We start from the raw sequence: 15,873 nt of genomic DNA, 5'->3' as shown, positions 1-15,873 counted from the left end.
CGTCACCAAACGTAGGGTGAGGCCATGGAACCCGCAGACACCGAGGACGTGGCCGAGCGCTACGCACGGTTCGCCGAGCGGGAGACCAGCCACCATTCCGAGGTGATGCAGGCCTGGGCCTTCGGGGTGTCGGTCGACCCCACCATCATCGCCCTGATCGAGACCCTGCCGAGCCGCGAACGCCAGCCCAACCTGGTGTTCGCGGCGGCCCGGGTGGCCGACCCCGACCTGGTCGACCCGCACCAGCGCTCGGCCCGCGACGACGAGTACCAGCGGTTGCGGGCCTCGCTGCTGGCCCACTGGGACCAGGTCCGCGCCATCACGGCCCGCCGCCACACCCAGACCAACGAGGCCGGTCGGCTGGCGGTGCTGCTGCCGGCCCTGCAGCAGATCGCCGCCGAGACCGGACGGGAACTGGCCCTGATCGAGGTGGGTGCCTCGGCGGGGCTGACCCTGCACCCCCACTCGTGGCGCTACCGCTATGTGGGTCGTGACCACCAGGTGATCAGCGAGTTCGGGCCCACTGATCGTCCGGTGATCACCGTCATGGTCAAGGACCACACTGACCGCCCCGCCCCGGACGAGGTGCCCCCGATCGTCGTACCCCGCCAGTTGCCCCCGATCCAGTGGCGGTTGGGGGTGGACCTGAACCCGCTCGACCCGACCCGTCCCGACGACGCCCAATGGTTGCGCACCCTGATCTGGCCGGGTCAGAGCCACCGGCTGACCCGGCTCGACCACGCCATTGACGCCGCCCAGCACGACCCGGTGCTCGTCCTGCGTCACGACATCACCGACCCGGCGGCGATCGACGAGGTGCTGCGCCTGGTGCCCCGCGACTACCTGCCCGTGATCGTCCACGGCGCAGTGCTGGCCTATCTGTCGACCGCCGACCGGGGCGCCTTCGCCGAGCGGATGCTGGCCAAGGTCCGCGCCGGGGACATCCGCTGGGTCAGCAATGAGGGCCAGTTCGTCGTGCCGCAGATCGTCGAGGCGCTGGACGCCCGCCCGCATTTCCGGCGCCGTCTGCGCCGCGGCAGCTTCGTGGTGAGCCTGGACGGGCAGCCCCTCTACCAGGCCGACGGACACGCCGGTTGGGTGCTGTGACCTAGGATCGTGGCGCACCATGGCGCGGGAGCACGCACCACGCTCGCGTTCCACCCCGCACTGAACTCTTCCCAGTCCCGCACTTCGCAGCAAGGATCAGCATGACCCAATCCACCACGACACCCACGACGGATGCGATTTACGCCTATCTCGACGAGAAGGACTCCGTCGGAGCCTGGCTGACGCGCCTGGTGAAGGGCATCCTGGTCGGCATCGGATTCATCCTGCCCGGACTGTCCGGTGGGGTGCTGGCCGTGATCTTCCGCATCTATGACCCGATCATCCGGTTCCTGTCCCGGCCATTCCACAAGTTCTGGTCGCAGGTCCGCTACTTCATCCCGGTCGGTATCGGTGCCGGCATCGGCATCGTGCTGTTCTCGATCGTCGTCGAGGCAGCCTTCGGGCGCTTCGAGGCGCAGTTCATCTGCCTGTTCATTGGTTTCGTGATCGGCACCTTCCCCTCGCTGTTCCGCACCGCCGGCAAGCAGGGTCGCAAGCCGCTGCACTGGGCCATCATGGTCGCCTCCGCCGTCGCCATCTTCGTGGTGATGATCGTGGGTGGTTCGCTGGCCCTCAACGTGGCCCCCAGCATCCCGGCGTGGTTCGGCTCCGGGGCGCTGATCGGTCTGGGCGTGATCGTGCCGGGCATGAGCCCGTCCAACTTCCTGATCTACTTCGGCCTCTACGACAAGATGGCCGCCGGCATCGCCGCCTTCGACATGACCGTCATCATCCCGCTGGTGATCGGCCTGATCGCCTGCGTGCTGCTCTTCGCCAAGGGCGCCGCGTGGGCCTTCGATCGGCACTACGCCGGCATGTACCACTTCATCCTGGGCATGGTCGTCGGGTCGTCGCTGGCGATCTTCCCGACCGTGGTGTTCCCGGCCTTCGGGGACGAGGGGCTGGCCAAGCAGGGACTCTCGCTGTTGCCGGCCATCATCTTCGCGGTGGCGCTGCTGCTGGTCGGAGTGGTCGCCAGCTGGCTGTTCAGCAAGGTCGAGGACCGGGTCAGCGACGCACGTGACACCGAGGCCCCCGTCGAGGTGGTCCTCGACTGAGGCCCCCGGGCCGGGCTCAGGCTCGCCGGCGGCCGATCCGCCAGCGCCACCCCACCGCGGCCAGGAGCACCACCAGGGCCGCCACGAAGGCGGTGAGGCTGATCGCCGTGGACTGGAGACCGACCCCGCTGCTGCGAGCCACGCCAATCCAGGCCAGACCCCACCCGGTGGCCAGCGCCGGCGCGAGCCGTCCGCCGAGTCGAACGGCCAGGGCCACGCTGAGCGCGGCCGCCACCACCAGCAGCAGGATCGTCCAGCTCACCGGGCCCAAGGGGGCACCCGACCAGCCGGTGGAGGCGAGCGCCGCGGCGATGTTGGCCAGGGTCGCGACCAGCACCCAGCCGAGGTAGAGACCCTGGACGCCGTCCAGCAGCAGGGCCTCGAGCCAGTCGCGGGGCGCCTCGCGCGACAGCATCACGAGCACGCGGACCAGGCAGGCCAGCAGCGCGGCGATGACGAGCACGCTGGCCGCCAACCATCCCAGCTGCACGGTGCCCAACCAGACCGAGTTCAGCACGATGCCCGCCAGCACCCAGCGGCGCACGGCAAGGTGACGGTCGCTGTCGGATCGTCGGAACAGCTGCCAGCCGGCGTAGCCGAGCAGCCCGAGGTAGATCACCGACCAGATCCTGAAGGCACCGCCGGCGGGTGCGATGGCCGTGGAGTCGGCTGCCAGCCAACCCCCCGCAGCCTCGTTGACCGGTGTGCCGATGACCGCCCCCGAGCCGAGGAAGGCGGTGCCCAGGGCCAGCAGCACCAGGACGAGGGTGAGGATGCGGGCAGGGGTACCGGGATGCATGGGGTGTCCTGTCAGTTCAGGCGGGTGGCCGGGGCCCCCCACGCTACGTGGTCGGCAGCTGCAGCCGCCGCATGGAGTCATACCTGCGCCGGCTGCCGTCGACGGGGTCGACGAACTCGAGGCTCGCCGCCAGCAGCTGCAGGGGGTCGGTGAAGTCGTCCAGTTCCCGACCGAGGTCGGTGGGGTACAGCGGGTCGTTCCTGATGGGGATGCCCAGCGAGTTCAGGTGCAGCCGCAGCTGGTGAGTCTTCCCGGTGTGCGGGCTGAGCGTGTAGCGGGCCCAACGCCGGCCCCGGCCATCGGGTGGGCCCACCTCGTCCAGTTCGACCAGGGTGCGGGAGTTGGGGTCACGATCGGGCAGCTCGAAGGCCTGCATGATGCCGCGGTCCTTGTGGATGTGGGACTCGACCGTGCGCGGCAGCGCCAGGTGCGGGTCGTACCCGGCGATGGCGTGGTAGGTCTTGGTGACCACCCGGCGCGCGAACAGGTCCTGGTAGGGCGCCCGCCAGCGTTGCTCGGTGGTCAGCACCAGCACCCCGGCGGTCTGCCGGTCGAGCCGATGCGCCGGGCCGAGCTCCGGCAGCCCGAGCTGCTGGCGCATCCGGACCACCACCGACTGACGAATGTGTCGTCCGCGCGGAATGCTGGCCAGGAAGTGCGGTTTGTCGACGACCACCAGGCGTTCGTCGCGGTACAGCACGCTGATCTCGCCGGGCACCTCCGGCTCGTCGCGCAGTTCGCGGTGGAACCAGACGAAGGTGTGCGGGGTGTAGGGCTCCGCGCCGGTGAGCACGTTGCCCTGCTGGTCGACGAAGTCGCCGCGGCACAGCATCCGTTCAAGGCCCTCCAGCCCGACCGCGGGAAATCGTTCACGCAGGTACTCCCCCAGCGTCGCCCAGGGCGCAGGGCGCAGCGGGTCGCGGTCAGGCGTGCGCATCCATGCGGCCTGCAGGCCGAAGCGGGGCGGCAGCGGGGACTTGGGGGGCATCCGTTCAGTCTAGGTGCGGCGTCGCCGGTCAGCCCGGCCACTGTAGGATCGACCCGCTTCCCCCGACCAGTTCCACCGAGCCAGGAGAATTCATGAAGATCGGCATCATCGGCGCGACCGGCAAGGCCGGGCGCGACATCCACGCCGAGGCCGTTGCCCGCGGCCACGAGGTCGTCGCCCTCGTGCGTGACGCCGCGCGTGCCGCCGAGGTGCTCGGTGCCGATGCCACCGTCGTCGTTCGTGATGCCTTCGAGTTGACCCACCGCGACCTGCTGAGCTTCGACGTCGTGGTCAATGCCTTTGGCACCGGCCCCGACCAGGCCTACCGCCACGTCGACCTGGCCCGTCACCTGGTCGAGACCGCCGACGGCCTGGAACCGCGACTGGTGTTCATCCTGGGCGCTGGCAGCCTGGTCACCGGTGCTGACCGCCACCAGTTCCTGCAGGACATTGCCCACATTCCCGGCGCCGAGTCGTGGATCGCGATTCCGCGCGCCCAGGTGCACGAGCTGGACTACCTGCGGGCCATTGGCGGGGCCAACTGGGTCGGCATCTCGCCCTCGGCCGTCTTCGAGCCCGGCCCGGCCACCACCCCGGTGCTCGGCCGCGACGAGTTGCTGGTCGCCCCCGACGGCGGCTCGCACACCACCACCGGCACCATGGCGATCGCGGTCCTGGACGAGATCGAGAACCCGCAGCACGCCAACTGCCGCTTCACCGTGGGCGACGGGACCCCCCTCAGCTGAACGCCCGGCGGGTCCCCGCACCGGTCAGGTCAGCGGAGCGGCTCGTCGTGCAGTCGTCTGGTCAGGTGGGCGGCGGTGTCCTCGTCGGTGACCAATACGTGGCACAGGCCCCGACGCAGGCAGGCCTCGGCGACCCGGTGCTTCTGTTCACCCGCCGCCACCGCGACGGCCAGCTTCGCATTCTTCACGTCGACCAGGGTCAGCCCGACGCTGCGCGCCTCGAGTTCGGGGCTGATGGGGGTGCCGTCCGGGCCGATGAACCGGCCCACGACGTCGCCGACCGCCCCGCGCTCCAGCAACATCTCGACGTCGCCCGGCAGCAGGCAGCCCGACTTCACCAGCACCGACTCGTGGCTGACCGCCCCCAACGAGAACAGCAGCACGTCCGCGTCCCGGGCGACGCTGGTGACCTCGGCGATGGACGGCTCCCGCAGCAGCGCCTGCGCGAGCACCGGCGACTCGACGATGGCGGGGGCCGGCAGGAAGACGGTCGACCCGCGGGACTGCCGGGCCAGTGAGGTGATGATGGCGGCCGGGTCGCCCGGCCCGGGACGGCTGAGCCCGCCGTTGGCCTGGACCACGGTGACGTTCTGGGCCCAGGACGGTGGGATCGCCCTGGCCAGGTCGCTCATGGTCTGGCCCCACGACACGGCCAGGGTGCGCGGGGCGACGGGCAGGTCGGCCAGGTACTCGGCGGCAGCCTGGGCCACGGCCTGGCGGGTGGCCACGGGGTCGGTTTCGCCCGGCACCACGATCGCCTCCTGCAGGCCGGACAGGCGCACCAGCTCCGACTCCATGGTGTGCGCCCGGGCCCCGGGGTGGACGATCTCGATCCGGACGATGCCCCGTCCCAAGGCCTCCTTGAGCATGCGACCCACCTGCCACCGGGTCAGGTGCAGGCGGTCGCCCACCTGCTGCTGGGTGAGTTGTTGCTCGTAGTGCAACTGGCACACGCGCAGCAGCAGGTGGTCACGCTCAGTACTGGCAGGGCTCACGCATCCTTCTTCGGACTCGGGTAGAACAACACCTTGGACGAGACGACCTCGCGGCGCGCCATCTGGCCGATGAGTTCGGGCACCCGCTCGACGGGCTCGGTGTGGGTGATCATGAACTCCCACTTCAGTTCGCCGGAGGCCAGTTTGGCCACCGTCGTCTGCCACTCCTTGCCCGGGAACGGTGCCGAGAACGAGTTCCATGACCCCAGGATGTCGATCTCGAGACGCATCAACCGCGCCCAGGTCTTCTCCTTCAGGACCACGTCGGTGTGGGGAATGCCGATCAGGACGACCTGGCCGTGGCGGGCGGTGATCCGGACGGCCTGGTCGGCCACCGGCGCCACGCCGGTGGTCTCGATGACCAGGTCGAAGCCGTCACCGACCAGGGCTTCGAGTTCCGCCTCCGAGGAGGTGGCATGGTCGGCGCCCGCCTCGAGCGCCAGCGCGGCCTTTTCCGCCGACACGTCGATGGCCACGACCTCGCCGGCACCGGCGAGCTTGGCCCACTGCACCGAGAACAGTCCGATCGGGCCGCCGCCGCCGAGCACGGCGACGCGGTCCCCGATGCCCAGCTTCGTCCGGTAGATGGCGTGCAGGGCGATCGCGGCCGGGTCGACCATGGCGGCTGCCCGCGGGTCGAGGTCCTGGGGAACCTTGAGCAGCAGCCGGGCGGGGCCCGCGACGTACTCGGTGTAGGCGCCGTGACGACGGGAGCCGTAGTAGTCGTAGTCCTCGCACAGGCTGAACTCCCCCTGCACGCACGGCGGGCACTCGAAGCAGGGCAGCATCGGCGGGACCGTGACCAGGTCGCCGACCTCGAAGTCGGTGACACCCTCACCCAGTTCCGCGACCCAGGCCGAGAACTCGTGGCCGCAGATCAGCGGCAGCTTGTGCGGTCCCGACTCGAACATGCGGCTGAGGTCCGAGCCGCACACCCCGCAGAAGGCGACCTTCATCAACACCTCGCCGGGGCCAGGGGTGGGAATGTCCACCTGTTCGATGCGGATGTCGCCCACCGCGTGCATTACTGCTGCGGTCATTGTGCCGGTCATGCTTTCCTCCGTGTGGGTCATTCAACTAGGGACGGGTCAATTGCCGTCGATGTGGCGCACCATGTTGTTCATGAGCTCCTTCATCGCGGGATAGGTGTCCAGGTAGGCCTGGTAGTAGTACTGGTAGGACTCGTGGGCCTCGCGGTTGGGCTGGATCTCCTTGACGGTGTGCACCATGGACGAGGCAGCGCTGGGCAGGTCGTCGAAGAGGCCCGCGGCGATGCCACCCATCATCGCGGAGCCCAGGATCGGCCCCTCGGTGTTGCGGGTGAAGACCATGGGCACGTTCGACACGTCGGAGTGCATCTGCATCCAGAAGTCTGACTTGGCCGGGCCACCGGAGACCACGATCTGCTCGGGCGGGTAGCCATTGTCACGCATGGTCTGGAAGATCGACTCGGTGCCGAAGCAGATGCCCTCGATGATGGCGCGGTACATGTGGAACTCGGTGTGGCCCAGTGACAGGCCCCAGAAGACGCCGCGGGAGCGGGCATCGGAGTAGGGGGCACGGTTGCCCTGGAAGTGGTCGAGCAGCACCAGTCCGTCCGAACCGATCTGCAGCTTCTCGGCTTCCTCGTTGAGCACTTCGTAGGGGTCGCGTCCGGTCTGCTGGGCCTTGGCCATGGCCTTGGGTGCGAGGTTGTTCTTGAACCACGCCACCACCGAGCCGGTCGACGACTGACCGCCCTCGACGGTGTACTCGCCGGGGATGATGGCGTCGGTGAACGAGCCCCACAGACCCTTGGCGTGCAGGCGGGTGCGCGACTGACCGATCATGACGTGGCTGGAACCGGTGATCAGGGCCATCTTGCCGGGCTCCACCACCCCGAGACCGATGGCACCGGCATAGGCGTCAATGGCGCCCTCCGCGACGGGGGTGTCGCGCTTGAGGCCCAGTTCGTTGGCGGCGGCCAGCGACAGGCCGGCCACCTTGGCGCCAATCGGCAGCAGTGTCTTGGGGAACTTGTCGAGCACTTCTGCGACGCCAGCCTTCTCATACAGGCTGGTGGGCCAGCCACCGTTGTCGGAGTCGTAGAAGTACTTGGCTGCGGCGTGGTTGATCGACATGGTCCATTCGCCGGTGAGCCGGTTGACCAGCCAGTCGGTGCAGTCGGCGATCACGGCGGCCTCGTCGAAGATCTCGCGCTGGTTCTTGCGGATCCACATGGCCTTGGGTGCGCCCCACTCGGCCGAAACCGGTCCGAAGCCGGAGTACTGCAGGGCCTGGTCGCCGGTGGCGGCGAGTTCGTCGGCCTCGGCCGCGGCCCGGACGTCCATCCAGAGCAGGGCCGGGGACAGCACATTGTTGTTCCGGTCCACCGCCACCACCGTGGCGGAGGTGGAGTCCACGCCAATGCCCACGATCGCCTCTGCCGGCACGCCGGACTTCTGCACGGCGCCGCGCACCGAGGTGACGATGCACTTCCACCATTCCTTGGGGCTCTGTTCGGCGCGCCCGGAACGGGGGAAGTTCGTCGACCATTCGGTCGCGACCGAGGCGAGCTCGTTGCCGTCGGTGTCGAAGACGCCGGCGCGAGCACCGCCGGTGCCCATGTCAATGCCGAGCAGGTAGGGGCCAGCAGTCATGGCAATCTCCTTCTCATTCACCCCGTCGGGGCCGCCGGGCCTCGTTGCCCGCCACTCCACCCTGCGCCCTTCATGGGGTCACGGCAACGAGATGGGAGACTGTGCGCGCGTTTCGCTCAGATGAGCGCGGCTCGCGGCCTGAGTGGGGGGGGTTCGGCACCATTCGAGTTCCGTCGGGTGCGGGGCTATGGTGGAGTTCATGCCCCTGCAGGTGACTGAGGAGGAGTTCGACCAGTGCGTGTCCGAAGCGCTGGACTCCATCCCTGAGCAGCTGACACAGCTGGTTGACAATTGTGTGGTCCTCGTCGAGGACGAGCCACCACACTGCGAGGACCTCTACGGATACTACGAGGGGGTCCCGCTGACCGAACGCGGCGCCGACTACTCCGGCGTGCTGCCCGACCGGATCGTGCTGTTCCGCCAGCCGCACATCAACGAGTGCGACGACATGGACGAACTGGTCGACGAGATCCACACCACCGTGGTCCACGAGATCGCCCACCACTTCGGGATCGACGACGCACGGCTGCACCAGCTCGGCTACGAATGAGCTGACCCCGGGCTTGCGCCCCCACCCAGGCCACAGTGAAGGCGCTCGACCCGTCGTGGTGACGGGTGGGCGCCTTGTGTGCTTTCCGCTGCCTGGTGACGTCGGCGGCGCGGGTGGAGGTCCGTTCTTGCGGCATTGACGCGGTTTCGCGGTCGTCGCGGTGTTGCGGGTTTCCCTCCATGCGCAGCACACGCACCGACAAGGCTTGTAACAGTGTTCGCGGTGCGCTACTGTCGTCCCGTCAGGCGGCGAGGCTCAAAAGTCGCTGACTGTCAATACTAACTTTCGGCCAGTCTTTCCGACCTGCCCCGTCTCGAGGTCTGCATGTCCACTCATTCTCGCTCCATGGCGGGTCAGAAAGCCATCCCCACGGTGGCCCTTTTTGACGCGGGTGAGTTCAGGGACGGCGCAGCGTGGCGGACCGTCGTCACCGCAGCACGGATCTACCTGGTGCTCCTGTTGGGCCTGGTCGCGATCGGTTTCGTCCCCGCCCTCTTCGGCTGGCATGGTTCGGTGGTGTCCAACGACGCCATGCGACCGCAGCTGAGCCCCGGCGACCTGGCGCTGATTTCGCCACCCGCCCAGGACGCGCCCATCGCCGTGGGGCGCATCATCCAGTTCACCAGTCCGTCGACCGAAGGTGCGGACACCTCCCCTGTGCACATGCATCGCGTGGTGGCGGTCAACCCCGACGGCAGCTACAGCACCGCCGGGGATGCGAACGCCGACGGTCAGGTCGCGCCGGTGAAGCCGAGCCAGGTGACCGGCGAGGTGCGCATGCGAGTGCGCTTCATCGGATTGCCCAGCTACTGGCTGTCCACCGGCAACGGTGGCGCACTGACCGCCTGGGTGGTGCTGACGGTCGCCGCCCTGCTGGTCCTGGTCGTTGATCGTCCGGCAGGACCATTTCGGCCCGCCGCCACCGACGGGGTTGATGGCAGGCCGACCCGATCATCCGCGGCGAGGCGTTCGGCACTCTGACTGCCCAGCGTCGCGGTGCGCAACCTCACCATTGCCCGTGCCGTCCGCTGTCACTCGGAATGGTCCGACAGGATATCTCTGACAAGGAATGCTTCCCCAGTCCAGAACGTCCCGGTGTAGGCTCGCGGAGCGGCTGTGGGTGACCAAGTCCGCCCGGGAGCGGCAAGGCGCCACCCGCAGGGCAGAAAAGAAGGTGCGCTGAATGCAGCATTCAGTCGTCAAGGCCATCGGATTCGCTGTGCTGCCACGACGAGGAGAAGGTCAATGACCGTTGCCCAGTACGTGGCCGTCCTCCGCCGCAACCTGCTGTTGATCATCGCCTTCATCATGCTCGGCGGGATCGGAGCCTACGCATACTCGCAGACGTTGCCCAAGCAGTACCGGTCGCACGCCTCGGTGATGGTCGTGCCAGTCCGGGGTGAGAACACCAGCGAGGTTGTCCAGGGCTCCAACTACGTGGCGAACATTGTTCAGTCATACGCGCTTTTGACCACCACTCCCTTCGTACTGCAGCCGGTGATCGACAAGGTGGGCCTGGACGAATCACCGAGCCAACTGGCGCAGCGCGTGAGCGTGGTCACCCCCCTCAACACCGTGGTCATCCAACTGTCGGTCACCGACAGTTCCCCGGAAAGAGCCCAACAAATCGCTGCGGCGACCACGGACTCACTCATCACCGCCGTGCAGGAGTTGTCGCCCAAGGTCGGAAACGAACCTGCGGTGCGTCTGGAGAACATTTCACCAGCAACGCTGCCACGGACCTTCGTGTCGCCCAACAGCAAGATCTACGCGGTGATCGGTGCGCTGGTGGGTTTGGCGTCGGCCGTGGTCATCGCCCTGCTCCGGGAACTCCTGCGCTCACGACCGGGCAACGCCGATGACGTGAGGGAATTGACCGACGTGCCGGTGTTGGGCGAGGTACCGCAACTCGCTCCGGGCTCCAGCCTGCCCCACAGTGTCCTGATGGCACCGAGAGGCCAGGCGGCTGAGGCAATCCGTGCGGTCGCAGCGAGCCTTCGCTTCGTGTCCGTTGACAAGCCGGCGACAATGATGATCATCACCTCTGCACAGCCACGCGACGGCAAGTCGAGCGTCGCGTTGGCCCTGGGCATCGCCTTCGCCGAGGCCGGCCGGCGCACTCTGGTCATCGACGCCGATCTGCGAAACCCGTCCATCGCCCGCCGGACCGGTGTCGAGGGTGCTGTTGGCCTGACCACCGTCCTGGTGCACGACTGCCGGTTCGAGGAGGCCATCCAGCCCTGGGGACACAAGAATCTCCACCTCCTTCCCGGTGGCATGATCTCTCCCAACCCGGGACAACTGATCTCATCCGGTCAACTCAACGACACCCTCGCGCTGGCGCGAGAACAGTTTGATGCCGTGATCATTGACACCCCTCCGGCACTCGCCGTCAGTGACGCTCTCTGGCTCTCCCCGCACACCGACGGCATCATCCTGGTGACCCGGGCCAGGAAGACGCCCAACAAGGCATTGCGGGCCGTCATCACCAGCATGGCGTCGACCCATTCGACAGTGCTCGGCATGGTGGTCAACAGCGTGAAGATGGAGCGATCCAGCACCTACCACAGCCGTGAGTACGGACGTACATCCAGGCGCAGAGTGCTGCCTGATTCATCAGCCGCCCGGTAGGCGGGCCGGTGTTCAAGGCGCTCTCTGCCCGAGGGCTGACCACTGTGACGTCCGCCCTCTTCGGGATCCTGACCGCCCGGCTGATCCTGGGCACCGCGGGTGTGGAGTATTTCGCCCTGTATGCGCTGGTGACCGCCCTTCCCGCGCTCATCCAGTTCCAGGACCTCGGCACCGGTGCCGCGCTCGTCAACACCATCGCCACGTCTGAGGCGCCCGACCATGACGCGCATGTCACCGCCACCTTGACCTCGGTCTGGCGGATCATGCTCGTGTTCGCCCTCGGAACGATGGTGGTGAACGCAGCGTTGTTCTTCTCCGGTGGTTGGGTTCTGGTGCTCGGCGAACCGGGCCAGCTTCCGAACGCCTCGCTGGTGGTGTTCACCTGCTTGTCCGTCTGGGCCGTCGCCATCCCCCTGGGCATTTGGCAGCGGGTGCTGCTCGGGTTGCGGAAGAATCACTCGACGATCCTGATCCAAGGACTGATGGCACCGATCAACTTCGTACTGGTGTGGTTGATCCTGCGTAGGGGCGGCGAAGCCTTCCCCTTCCTGTCGCTGGCGGCATACCTTGGCTCCTTCGCCATCGCGACGGTCGGCATGGCTGCCTCGATTCGAAGTCTGCCCAAGGCCATCGCCCGGGCCAGCCGTCACCTGTTCGACCGCTCCGGTCACCCCGGCGTGCGGGTGATGGACGTGGGATTGCCCATGATGGCCCAGATGCTTTCTGCTCCACTGTCCCTGGCGGCACAGCGATACGTCCTCGCCCAGTCGGGTACCACCCAGCAACTGGCGGAGTACACGGCCGCAGCGCAGGTCTACCTGGCGTTCCTGGGAGTGATCAGCGCCGCCGGAGTTGCCCTGTGGCCGAGCTACGCCCGCCAACGCGCCGCTGGAAAGTTGACCAGCGGTCCCTTCCCTCTCAGCATCAAGTTTGGGGCCGCCTGTCTCGGCTTCATGGTTCTGCTGGCCTTCGTGCGTGAGCCACTGTTCGCCTTCACCACCAATGGTCAGGTGCCCGTGGAGCTGTCCACGGTGGTCGCCTTCAGCCTGATGGTCGTGCTCCAGGCATGCCTGTATCCGTTGGGGATGTTCATCATGGACAAGCCCGGCATCCGCTTCCAGATGGCGCCGACCATCACGATGGCCGTCATGTCGCTTGCCCTTGCGATCGTGGTGACTCCACGACTCGGGGTGGTCGGGCCAATCCTGAGCAACTGCGCCTGCGTTCTCACCTTCCAGCTCGTCCCCTTCATCCTCTACATTCGCCGCCACCGTGCCCGGTTGTGGCAGACAGCGTGAGGCATCTGCCATGAGTCATCCTCAGCACCTACTGCCTGCAGCGTCTTCAGGGGACGTGGCCCCCCGGGGTTGGAGGCAGATTGATTCGTGGATGGCGGCGGTCGCGGCGGTGGGGATCGGATCGCACCTCCCTCTGCCTGGACCACTCACGCTGACACTTCTGATTCCCATCGTTCTGCTCCCGGTCTGGGTATCGCAGGTGGCGCGATACAGGAAGGGAATCGTCGTCCTGACGGGGATCGGCGCCATTCTGAACGGCCTCATCCTGAATGCCCTGAACGCCCCCACACATGAGGTGTCCGCCGCGCTGACACAGGCGCAACTCATCCTGATTCTCGAACTGATCCTCGGGGCCGGCACCCTGGCGTGGGTCCGGTCAGTCCTGGGGTCGGGGTGGATGGCGTTCCTCTTCGGAGCTGGCCTCCTGCTCGGCGTTCTCGCACGGCTCAGCGCAGACAATCTCTGGAAGGTTAGCCTCGCCCTGCCCGTGACTGTTCTCGTGCTGGCACTGGGTTGGGCCCTCAGAGCACCTTGGCTGGAACTACTGGCCCTTCCCGGCCTCGCCCTGATCTCGGCGCTCAATGATTCCCGCTCCGCAGTCTCGATTCTCGCCGCCACCTTCCTCATCCTGGCCTGGCAGCGTCTGCGTGCAGCACTCAAACTCCGCTCCAGCGCTCTGCGGGTATCCACCAATGTCGTGGTCCTGGGGCTGATCACCTACTTCATGATGCAGGCGTTCATTCTCGACGGCCTGCTCGGTGAGGGGGCGCAGTTGCGCAGCGAGGCGCAGATCCGCTCGTCGGGCTCACTGCTCCTGGGTGGGCGGCCTGAGATCGGCGCGACCCTGGCCTTGTTGAAGGCGTCGCCGGGTGGCTACGGGATGGGAGTCCTGCCCAACTTCGCGGACATCTACACCGCCAAGTCCGGGATGGAGCAACTGAACTACGACCCGAACAACGGTTACGTCGAGCGCTACATGTTTGGCAATGGCTTTGAGGTGCACTCCGGGATAGGTGACCTCTGGCTTCGATGTGGCCTCCTGGGCCTCGCCTTCATGCTGGCCATGCTGTGGCTGGTGCTCCGCAACAGTGCCACGAGACTCGCCGAGGGACGCGGCCGCGCGCTCACCACGTTCCTCACCATCCAGGTGGTGTGGGACGCCTGCTTCAGCCCTCTGTACACCACGTCAGCACTTGCCCTGATGTTGTCTGTCGCGTTGCTCGTCCCCTTGCCACAGCCCTTGAGTAGGGCGCGGACGCGGCAAGGTTCCTGAGAGACTCTCACACTGGGGGTCTAGTCTGAGAATTTCCTGCTAACCTTAAGCTTCGTAACGCTGTTCTGCCAGGACAGCACGCCCCTCCACCAGCATGACCCAAGGACCCCCCATGGCACGTCGCCTCACTCGACTCCCCTCGCTTGCGCTTGCGCTCCTCGTGGGCATCACCACGGTGCTCCTCGCACCTCCACATACTCCTGCGGCAGCCGCCGACGGCTATGTCGGCTCGGTCGTGAACGGCCGCGGCACCACGCTCGGCACCGCTTCGTACACGCCCCCCAGGGGTGCCCGCTACGTCAGCAACACCGGTTCTGACGCCAATCCCGGCACCTACAAGCAGCCCGTCAAGACGGTCGCCCGAGCCCTCGTCCTCACTCCTGCTGGCGGCACCATCGTCCTGAGGGGAGGCACGTACCACGAATCCGTGACTGTCACCAAGCGGGTGACGATCCAGAACTACCCGCGTGAGGTCGTCTGGTTCGACGGGTCACGGCCGGTGTCGGGTTGGACGAAGTCGGGCGCAGTGTGGACCGCCCCTTGGTCAGCCTTCTTCTCCTCGCATCCAGGACAGACGCGGTCCGGATACCCGTACGCGACGTACCCGGCACAGGTCTTCGTCAACGGAACCGCACTGGCGCAGGTGGGTTCTCTCGCCGAGGTCCGCAGCGGAACCTTCTTCGCCGACTCGGCCAACAAGCGCCTGGTCATCGGTAGCGACCCGTCGGGCAAGAGCGTCGTCTCCAGTGACCTCACTCGCGCGATCGCCATTCTCACCCCCAATGTCAGCCTCAAGGGCTTCGGCGTCCGTAGGTACGCGGTCACCTCGTCCTCTCGCGCTGCTGTGCTGATGGACCCCGACGGCGGCACTTTCGAGCACCTCGTCGTCTCAGACAACGCGTACATCGGGATGGCACTGAGTGGTGCCAACAAGACGATTCGCAACGTCACGGCCGAGCGCAACGGGATGATGGGCCTGGGCATGGATCGCGCCGCAAACGTGGTGCTCGCCAACTCCGTCTTCCGCCACAACAATTTCGAGCGCTTCCCGGTTCTGCCCGAAGCCGCTGGAGTCAAAATCACCAAGGCCGTCCGGGCCAAGATCAACAACAATCTGTTTGCGGAGAACTACGGATCCACGGGACTGTGGCTGGACAATTACAGTTCTGACGTGCAGGTCACCAATAACAGCATGATCAATAATGATGAAACTGGGCTCAACGTTGAGGCGGCCACCCGTGGCATCGTGGCCAACAATGAGGTTGTCGGTGGCAAGGACGGCATCCAGTTGCGGATCACGGACAATTTCAAGGTGATGAACAACCACATCAGCGGCTACAGGCTGTTCGGTCTCTATCTTGCTCAGGATGACCGCTGGACGAATCGGCCACATGACGCTCCCTCCACGCACAGTCTGCTGACGAAGAACAACACCGTGGCCAACAACGTCTTTGGTTGCGGTGCACGATTCCAGATCTTCGGCAAGGGCGGCTCCATTCCGATGTCCGACTTCAAGACCACGATCACTGGCAATATTTTCAGCCAATACAGAAAGAGCCCAGAGCTCAACATGGTGGGCTGGGGTGCTCCCGTCCCTGGCGGAACGGAGTTCATCCAGAGCACCGCCGCCCTGGCGAAGAAGGGATCTGGTTGGACCAACTTGCAGAGCACTGCCTGCATCTCGAACCCGCAAAGCACCTTCACCGCCGCGGCGCAGACCTCTGCCGCCATGGCCATCCCTGCTGACGTCGCCGCTGCGATCGGCGTCACTTCGGGCACGAAGAAGATC

General features: G+C 66.7%; 14 protein-coding genes. 9 read left to right on the top strand and 5 right to left on the bottom strand.

Features of this window, described 5'->3' with window-relative positions; all coding sequences use genetic code 11:
- The first annotated feature begins 24 nt into the window (after positions 1–24).
- Positions 25–1,107 carry a DUF2332 domain-containing protein gene (locus IPV09_RS11420; protein WP_207475379.1) on the top strand — a complete coding sequence of 361 codons (1,083 nt, stop codon included), beginning with the start codon at positions 25–27 and terminating at the stop codon, positions 1,105–1,107.
- 101 nt (positions 1,108–1,208) lie between these two features.
- Complete coding sequence (locus tag IPV09_RS11415; protein WP_207475378.1) at positions 1,209–2,165, top strand: DUF368 domain-containing protein; 957 nt, start codon at positions 1,209–1,211, stop codon at positions 2,163–2,165.
- A gap of 16 nt (positions 2,166–2,181) precedes the next feature.
- On the opposite strand, the gene IPV09_RS11410 is transcribed toward IPV09_RS11415, so the two are convergent.
- Both IPV09_RS11410 and IPV09_RS11405 read right to left on the bottom strand, forming a co-directional pair.
- Positions 2,182–2,964 carry a tryptophan-rich sensory protein gene (locus tag IPV09_RS11410; RefSeq protein WP_207475377.1) on the bottom strand — a complete coding sequence of 261 codons (783 nt, stop codon included), beginning with the start codon at positions 2,962–2,964 and terminating at the stop codon, positions 2,182–2,184.
- 43 nt (positions 2,965–3,007) lie between these two features.
- The gene (locus IPV09_RS11405; protein WP_207475398.1) at positions 3,008–3,853 is read right to left on the bottom strand and encodes a pseudouridine synthase; all 846 of its coding nucleotides are present in this window, start codon (positions 3,851–3,853) and stop codon (positions 3,008–3,010) included.
- Positions 3,854–4,044: 191 nt separating this feature from the next.
- On the opposite strand from IPV09_RS11405, the gene IPV09_RS11400 reads away from it, so the two are divergent.
- Positions 4,045–4,698, top strand: a complete 654-nt coding sequence (locus IPV09_RS11400; RefSeq protein ID WP_207475376.1) for an NAD(P)-dependent oxidoreductase — start codon at positions 4,045–4,047, stop codon at positions 4,696–4,698.
- 29 nt (positions 4,699–4,727) lie between these two features.
- Here the strand turns inward: IPV09_RS11400 and IPV09_RS11395 are convergent, their stop codons facing one another.
- Genes IPV09_RS11395 through IPV09_RS11385 form a run of 3 tightly spaced genes read right to left on the bottom strand, consistent with a single transcriptional unit; the run spans position 4,728 to position 8,332 of the window.
- A complete protein-coding gene (locus IPV09_RS11395; RefSeq protein WP_207475375.1) occupies positions 4,728–5,693 on the bottom strand; it encodes a sugar-binding transcriptional regulator in 966 nt (321 codons plus the stop codon).
- On the bottom strand, positions 5,690–6,745 hold the full coding sequence (locus IPV09_RS11390) for a galactitol-1-phosphate 5-dehydrogenase (protein WP_207475374.1): 1,056 nt from the start codon (positions 6,743–6,745) through the stop codon (positions 5,690–5,692). Before IPV09_RS11390 ends, IPV09_RS11395 begins: the two co-directional genes overlap by 4 nt.
- A 36-nt stretch (positions 6,746–6,781) precedes the next feature.
- Positions 6,782–8,332, bottom strand: coding sequence for a ribulokinase (locus IPV09_RS11385; RefSeq protein WP_207475373.1), 1,551 nt, complete (start codon positions 8,330–8,332; stop codon positions 6,782–6,784).
- 199 nt (positions 8,333–8,531) lie between these two features.
- Between IPV09_RS11385 and IPV09_RS11380 the strand changes: the two genes are divergently transcribed.
- From IPV09_RS11380 to IPV09_RS11355, 6 genes are all read left to right on the top strand, one after another.
- Positions 8,532–8,882, top strand: a complete 351-nt coding sequence (locus tag IPV09_RS11380) for a metallopeptidase family protein (RefSeq protein ID WP_207475372.1) — start codon at positions 8,532–8,534, stop codon at positions 8,880–8,882.
- A gap of 345 nt (positions 8,883–9,227) precedes the next feature.
- Positions 9,228–9,863, top strand: a complete 636-nt coding sequence (locus IPV09_RS11375) for a S24/S26 family peptidase (protein ID WP_207475371.1) — start codon at positions 9,228–9,230, stop codon at positions 9,861–9,863.
- 264 nt (positions 9,864–10,127) lie between these two features.
- A complete protein-coding gene (locus IPV09_RS11370) occupies positions 10,128–11,513 on the top strand; it encodes a polysaccharide biosynthesis tyrosine autokinase (RefSeq protein WP_207475370.1) in 1,386 nt (461 codons plus the stop codon).
- Between the two features lie 44 nt (positions 11,514–11,557).
- Positions 11,558–12,811, top strand: a complete 1,254-nt coding sequence (locus tag IPV09_RS11365; protein WP_207475369.1) for a hypothetical protein — start codon at positions 11,558–11,560, stop codon at positions 12,809–12,811.
- Positions 12,812–12,902: 91 nt separating this feature from the next.
- Positions 12,903–14,084: a hypothetical protein gene (locus IPV09_RS11360; protein WP_207475368.1), complete on the top strand. Its 1,182-nt coding sequence runs from the start codon at positions 12,903–12,905 to the stop codon at positions 14,082–14,084.
- 112 nt (positions 14,085–14,196) lie between these two features.
- Positions 14,197–15,873, top strand: a 1,677-nt coding sequence (locus IPV09_RS11355) for a right-handed parallel beta-helix repeat-containing protein (protein WP_207475367.1), incomplete at its 3' end; no start/stop codon positions are given.

The sequence above is a fragment of the Tessaracoccus sp. SD287 genome (assembly GCF_017355265.1).
GTDB lineage: Bacteria > Actinomycetota > Actinomycetes > Propionibacteriales > Propionibacteriaceae > Aestuariimicrobium.
This window is presented reverse-complemented; position numbering and strand designations above follow the sequence as displayed.